Genomic DNA, 6,934 nt, shown 5'->3' on the forward strand with positions numbered 1-6,934 from the left:
TCCTTTGTTATTCTAATCAAACTTGTACAGGAGCTGGCTTTTCATAACGTAAAACTGGTTTACGTGCAGCCATCGTTTCGTCTAAACGTTTAATGACTGTTGTATGAGGTGCTTCTTGTACAACTTCTGGATTTTCTTCTACTTCTTTAGCGATTTGAATCATCTTATCAATGAAACCGTCTAATGTTTCTTTTGATTCTGTTTCCGTCGGCTCAATCATAATACATTCTTCCACATTTAATGGGAAGTAAATTGTTGGTGGGTGGTAACCGAAATCAAGCAGACGTTTTGCGATATCTAATGTACGTACACCAAGTTTCTTTTGACGACGACCTGATAATACAAACTCATGCTTACAATGTCTATCGAATGGAAGATCATAGAATGGTGCTAATCTTCTCATCATATAGTTCGCATTTAATACCGCATACTCCGTTACTGCACGTAGTCCATCTGGCCCCATAGAACGAATGTATGTGTATGCACGAACGTTAATTCCGAAGTTACCGTAGAATGGTTTTACGCGCCCAATTGCTTCTGGACGATCATAGTTAAAGTGATAGCCATTTTCCGTTTTCTCTAAAATTGGTTTTGGTAAGTACGGAATTAAATCAGCTTTCACACCGACTGGACCAGAACCTGGGCCACCGCCGCCGTGAGGACCTGTAAATGTTTTATGAAGGTTTAAATGCACAACGTCAAATCCCATATCTCCTGGGCGCGCTTGGCTTAATACCGCATTTAAGTTTGCACCATCATAGTATAATTTACCGCCTGCGTTATGGACGATTTCTGCCATTTCTAAAATATTTTCTTCGAATAAACCTAATGTATTAGGGTTTGTTAACATAAGTGCTGCTGTTTCTTCATTTACAACACGTTTTAAGTCTTCTAAGTCAACAAGACCATGTTCATTTGATTTTACCGTAATTGTTTCAAAACCAGCTACAGTTGCAGATGCTGGATTCGTTCCGTGAGCAGAGTCAGGAACAATTACTTTCGTACGGTTAAAGTCACCATTTGCTTCATGGTATGCACGAATTAACATTAAGCCTGTCCATTCTCCGTGTGCACCAGCTGCTGGTTGTAATGTAACAGTATCCATACCTGTAATTTCAATTAAATGCTCTTGTAAATCGTACATTAATTCCATTGCACCTTGTACTGTCTTTTCATCTTGCAGTGGATGAATATTTGCAAATCCTGCAAAACGAGCTACACTCTCATTAATTTTCGGATTATATTTCATCGTACAAGATCCAAGTGGATAGAATCCAGAATCAACGCCGTGGTTACGGTTTGAAAGTGCTGTATAGTGGCGCATAATATCAAGTTCAGATACTTCTGGTAGCTCTGCATCTTCTACTCGAATATAATCGCTCTCAAACACATCTTCTAGTTTCACTTCTTCTACATCTAATTTTGGTAAGCTATATCCTATGCGTCCTTCTTTACTCACTTCAAAGATAAGTGCTTGGTCTTGATTCTTCATTGGATAGCCCCCATTTCGTTTACAAGTGTGTCAATTTCCTCTTTTGTACGAAGCTCAGTTACTGCTACAAGCATATGGTTCTCATGCTCTTTATAATCACGGCCTAGGTCGTAACCGCCGATAATATTCTTTTGTAATAATGCATCGTTTACTTCTTTCACTGGGCGCTTGCAATCTACAACGAACTCATTGAAGAATGGTCCAGCAAATGTAACTGTGAAGCCTTTCGCTTCAAATTGACGTTTTGCATATTGTGCTTTAGAAATGTTTTGACGTGCCATTTCTTTCACACCTTGTTTACCAAGTGCTGTCATTGCAACAGAAGCTGCTAATGCATTTAACGCTTGGTTTGAACAAATGTTAGACGTCGCTTTATCACGGCGAATATGCTGTTCACGAGCTTGTAACGTTAATACAAATCCACGTTTACCATCTGAATCTACAGTTTGCCCGACAAGACGTCCTGGAATTTTACGCATAAATGCTTTCGTCGTTGCAAAGTAACCACAGTGTGGTCCACCAAACTGCGTTGGGATACCAAATGGTTGTGCATCACCGATGACAATATCAGCACCAAATTTTCCTGGTGGTGTTAATGCGCCTAATGATAATGGATTTGAAGAAACGATAAATAATGATTTTTGTTGATGAACGATTTTTTCAATATCAGCTAATTTTTCAACTTGTCCGAAGAAGTTTGGATATTGAACGATTACACAAGCAACAGTATCATCTACTTCACTTTGTAATACGTCTAAATCTGTTACACCATCTTTATGATTAATTTCAACAACTTCAAGATGTTGACCTTTTGCATATGTTTCAAGTACTGCTCTTGATTCCGGGTGCACTGCACTAGATACAAGAATTTTCTTTTTACGAGTATGGCCAGCTGCTAGCATTGCCGCTTCAGCTAAAGCTGTACCTCCGTCGTACATAGAAGAGTTTGCTACATCCATTCCTGTTAACTCACAAATCATTGTTTGGAATTCAAAAATTGCTTGTAATTCCCCTTGTGAAATTTCCGGTTGGTATGGCGTGTAAGCTGTATAAAATTCTGAGCGAGAGATAACATGATCTACGATTACTGGAGCGTAATGGTCGTATACGCCTGCTCCTAAGAAAGAAGCATACTCTTTTAAGTTCGCATTTTTACTAGCCATTTGAGATAACTCTTTTAAAAGCTCTGGCTCTGATTTTGCTTCTTTAATTTTTAAATCCCCTTTAAAACGAACACTCTCTGGAATATCAGAGAATAACTCATCGATCGTTTGAACGCCGATCGTTTGTAACATTTCTTTTTTGTCTTCTTCTGTCATTGGAAGATAACGATGCAACATGAAATCTACCCCTCTCCCCGTTACTTTGAACGTTTATAAAATGGTGTTGGAACAACTACTGCTTTGACGCGTTTATTACGAATTTCAATTTCTACTTCTGTATCAACTGCTGCGTATTTTACATCAATTAGTGCTAAACCAATGCTTTTCTTTAACGTTGGAGATTGTGTACCACTCGTTACTTCCCCGATTTTTTCTTCTCCAATAAATACAGGGTAATGCGTACGAGGAATTCCACGTTCAATTACTTCGATGCCGACTAACTTACGAGGCGCACCGTTTTCTTTTTGCTCTTTTAAAGTCGCTTTCCCAAAGAAGTCTGCTTCTTTATTTGGTTTTACCGCAAAGCCAATTCCAGCTTCAACCGGTGTAATATCTTTTGATAATTCTTGACCGTAAAGTGGTAATGTTGCTTCGAAACGAAGTGTATCACGAGCACCTAAACCACATGGTTTTAAGCCCTCTTCTGCTCCAACTTCAAGAAGTTTCTCCCAAAGTTTTGCAGCATCTTCACTCTTACAGTAAATTTCAAATCCATCTTCACCTGTATAACCTGTACGAGATACAAGTGCTGGAATTCCATCTACAAGAATATCGTTTTTAAATTTAAAGAACTTAATTTCTTTCAAATCTTCTGACACAACTTTTTGTAAAATGCCTTCTGCTTTTGGTCCTTGAATTGCAAGCTGTGCAACTTCACTAGAAACATTGACTACTGTCGCATCGCCAATTACATGGCTAGCTAACCATTCGTAATCTTTCTCGATATTTGATGCGTTGATAACTAATAAATAGTCTTCTTCACCACGTTTGTAGATTAATAAATCATCTACTGTACCACCATTTTCGTAGCACATTGCTGTATATTGTGCGCCCCCTACCTTTAAGGTAGATACGTCATTTGTAACAACACGTTGTAAAAATGCTAAACTATCTACACCTTTTACTTCAACTTCTCCCATATGAGACACATCGAACAAACCTGCCGCTGTACGTACAGCTTCATGTTCTTCTTTAATGCTTGAAAATTGAACTGGTAACTCCCAACCACCGAAGTCGATTGTTTTCCCACCATACTTCGCGTATACATCAAATAACGGTGTACGTTGTAATGTAATCATGATCTCTCCCCCTTATGCTCTGACAAATCAATAAAAGTTGTTACTCATTTCTAAACATTTTCATTCTAAAAAGATAGGATATACGGAATCTCATTATATTTTTTTATGAAAGCGTAAATAAAAAATCGCTTTCTTGGATAAAATACGAAAGATTCCACACATTTCACACCATTATCCTAACATTATTCGCTATATTTCATCAATATTCTAGCATAAAAAATAATTTAGAATTTTTTACGCTTAATCTTATTACATACAGTTTTTAAGATTTAGTCCTTTATCTTTACTTATTGTTTACCTTTCAGTAAGTGTAATAGCGCCTTATCACAAGGCTTATATAGTAAAGATTTTTTCATAATTACTTTAGTTTATAAAAGGTGGGAGAGTCGTAATGAATGTCGATATTTCCATAGATCGAACGTGGCAAAACAATTTTTTAAATAGAATTGATGAAGATGGTCCTTGGACAAACTGGGATTTATATCATTTAGCTTATGAAACAGAAAAATCATTACTTGTTCCTACTTTTGATGGATTACAAGCACCGAAACATTTATCCCATTTCACACCACTCCCTCATCAATTAGAAGTCGCTCAAAATGTTATTGAACAAATGAATGGTAAAGCGATTCTAGCAGATGAAGTAGGACTTGGAAAAACGATTGAAGCTGGACTTATTTTAAAAGAATATATGGTCCGCGGCCTTGTGAAAAAAGTACTTATACTCGTTCCAGCCTCTCTCGTATCACAATGGGCATACGAATTAAATACAAAGTTTTTCATTCCAGCTGTAGCTCAAAAGAAAAGCTACTCGTGGGAACAAGCCGATGTGATTGTATCATCGATTGATACCGCAAAACGTTCACCACATCGTGATATCGTTTTGAACTTAGAATATGACCTTATTATTATCGATGAAGCACATAAACTTAAAAATAATAAAACAAAAAACTATGAATTTGCACAGCGATTAAAAAAGAAATTTTGTTTATTATTAACCGCTACTCCTGTCCAAAATAAGATTGATGAAATTTTCAACCTCGTTTCTTTATTAAAACCAGGACATTTAGGCAATCAATCCAATTTTGAAGAATATTATGCTTCAAAAAATCGTTCAGCCGAATCTGATGAAGATTTAAAAGCTCTTATTAACAAAGTAATGGTCCGAAATCGGCGTCATAATACCGGGATTGATTGGCCAAAGAGACATGTACGTACAATTTTTGTTGAGTTTAATGAAGAAGAGCAAGCTCTATATAATGATATCGAAAATTGGCGAGGACAAGACGCCTTCACATCTGCTTTCTCATCCTTAACTTTAAAACGGGAAGCGTGTAGTAGTCGCGAGGCCGTTTACTATTCATTAAAAAAACATGTAGAAAAACGACAGAAGGAAAATGAGAATTACGTAAAAGATCCGCATATTGATGTGCTAATGGACAAAATTAACCGTATTCCTTTTAACTCAAAAGCAAATAAAGCGCTAGAGCTTATAAAAGAAATTGACGATAAAGTCGTCATTTTCACAGAATACCGAGCGTCACAAATGTACTTACAATGGTTTTTACAACAGCACGGTATTTCTTCTGTCCCATTCCGCGGCGGATTTAAACGAGGAAAGAAAGATTGGATGAAGGAACTTTTCCAAAATCATGCGCAAGTGCTAATCGCAACGGAAGCTGGTGGTGAAGGAATTAACTTACAATTTTGTAGCCATATGATCAATTACGATTTACCATGGAACCCAATGCGCCTTGAACAAAGAATCGGACGTATTCACCGCCTTGGTCAAAAGAATGATGTTCATATTTATAACTTAGCTACAAAACACACAGTTGAAGAACATATTTTGAAACTGTTATATGAAAAAATCAATTTATTTGAGCGTGTGATCGGTGAGCTGGATGAAATTTTAACGAGAATTAATATGAAAAATATCGATGCACACATTCAAGAAATATTTGCGCAATCAAAAAGCGAAGGAGAAATCCGAATTAAGATGGAAAACTTAACATCTATTATCGACTTTGCGAAACGAAACGAAGCTGAGGTGCAAGGCTATGCAGCAACATGAAATTCATAATTACTTATACAATTTTTTTGAGGCGAATAACTGTGAAATTTTAGAGCGTTCCCCTCACTTATTAGACGTACAATTAACAATTGAGATGGATAAATTATTAATGAACCGTCCTTTTTATTGGCACTATCTTGAGAAAACAGGAGGCGTACCGAATCCGATGCGCCTTACTCTTATTACAAATCCAGAAAATGAAGAAAATGATGGCGAGCTTATTCACTACGGTTCACCGCGTCTACATCAAATTTTCCAGACAACAAAAGAACTAGGATCTTACATACGTTTATATGAGGACGTACGGCATAATGGAGCAACACATACCCCACTCCACCCGTGGCTCGGTATAAATATAAAAGTTTCCTACCAATGTGATCGAAAAAAGGACATTCTTCACTCCATTGGTATTCATCTCATTTCTGGAACAATGATGGCAAACTTTCATGACACATTAACTAAAATTAAGCTTACACCAAAAATACCTGACTTTTGTTTTACGCTCTCACCTATCATTAAACCTCAAAGTGGTTTACAACGTATAGAGGATGCTTTAAAAAATATAATTGCAGAAGATGACCATACGTGGGCGAAAGAAGCAAGAGTACGCTGGAATCACGATTTAGATCTTTTAAATCGTTTTTATGAAGAAAGTGATGAACTTCCCGAAAGCTATGAAATTGAAAAGCAAGCACTGCAAGAACAATATGAACCCCGTATTACAGTGCAAATTATTAACGGTGGACTCTTTTATGTTACGGCGAATCATTTTCTAACTTAAAAAGCCCCTTCTGTTTTGAAGTGCACCCCAATTGTTAGACACAGTCTAACAATTGGAGGTGCATTTTTTATGGCTAAATTTTCTTCAACAGAAAAAATTCAAGCAGTGAAACGATATTTAGATGGT

Annotated in this window: 5 protein-coding genes; 2 read left to right on the forward strand and 3 right to left on the reverse strand. The window is 36.9% G+C overall.

Annotated elements, in window-relative coordinates; all coding sequences use genetic code 11:
* Nucleotides 1-16 precede the first annotated feature (16 nt).
* From gcvPB to gcvT, 3 genes are read right to left on the reverse strand one after another with little or no spacing between them, the layout of a single operon-like run.
* Nucleotides 17-1,492: an aminomethyl-transferring glycine dehydrogenase subunit 2 gene (gcvPB, locus tag MR147_RS18695; protein ID WP_000795699.1), complete on the reverse strand. Its 1,476-nt coding sequence runs from the start codon at nucleotides 1,490-1,492 to the stop codon at nucleotides 17-19.
* Nucleotides 1,489-2,832: an aminomethyl-transferring glycine dehydrogenase subunit 1 gene (gene gcvPA / locus MR147_RS18700; RefSeq protein WP_000903231.1), complete on the reverse strand. Its 1,344-nt coding sequence runs from the start codon at nucleotides 2,830-2,832 to the stop codon at nucleotides 1,489-1,491. Before gcvPA ends, gcvPB begins: the two co-directional genes overlap by 4 nt.
* A 20-nt stretch (nucleotides 2,833-2,852) precedes the next feature.
* Nucleotides 2,853-3,953 (reverse strand): glycine cleavage system aminomethyltransferase GcvT, encoded by a 1,101-nt coding sequence (gene gcvT / locus MR147_RS18705; protein WP_000631772.1) that lies wholly within the window; start codon nucleotides 3,951-3,953, stop codon nucleotides 2,853-2,855.
* Nucleotides 3,954-4,344: 391 nt separating this feature from the next.
* Between gcvT and MR147_RS18710 the strand changes: the two genes are divergently transcribed.
* Nucleotides 4,345-6,027: a DEAD/DEAH box helicase gene (locus MR147_RS18710; protein WP_001100019.1), complete on the forward strand. Its 1,683-nt coding sequence runs from the start codon at nucleotides 4,345-4,347 to the stop codon at nucleotides 6,025-6,027.
* Nucleotides 6,014-6,808 (forward strand): YqhG family protein, encoded by a 795-nt coding sequence (locus MR147_RS18715; RefSeq protein ID WP_070172262.1) that lies wholly within the window; start codon nucleotides 6,014-6,016, stop codon nucleotides 6,806-6,808. The genes MR147_RS18710 and MR147_RS18715 overlap by 14 nt, the downstream gene beginning before the upstream one ends.
* Nucleotides 6,809-6,934 lie beyond the last annotated feature (126 nt).

The organism is Bacillus cereus group sp. BfR-BA-01350, assembly GCF_022663775.1.
Classification (GTDB): domain Bacteria; phylum Bacillota; class Bacilli; order Bacillales; family Bacillaceae_G; genus Bacillus_A; species Bacillus_A paranthracis.

Bases quoted from the DNA above. Each gene is read 5' to 3' on its own strand.
- gcvPB (WP_000795699.1), bottom strand. From the start codon at position 1,492: ATGAAGAATCAAGACCAAGCACTTATCTTTGAAGTGAGTAAAGAAGGA.
- gcvPA (WP_000903231.1), bottom strand. From the start codon at position 2,832: ATGTTGCATCGTTATCTTCCAATGACAGAAGAAGACAAAAAAGAAATG.
- gcvT (WP_000631772.1), bottom strand. From the start codon at position 3,953: ATGATTACATTACAACGTACACCGTTATTTGATGTATACGCGAAGTAT.
- MR147_RS18710 (WP_001100019.1), top strand. From the start codon at position 4,345: ATGAATGTCGATATTTCCATAGATCGAACGTGGCAAAACAATTTTTTA.
- MR147_RS18715 (WP_070172262.1), top strand. From the start codon at position 6,014: ATGCAGCAACATGAAATTCATAATTACTTATACAATTTTTTTGAGGCG.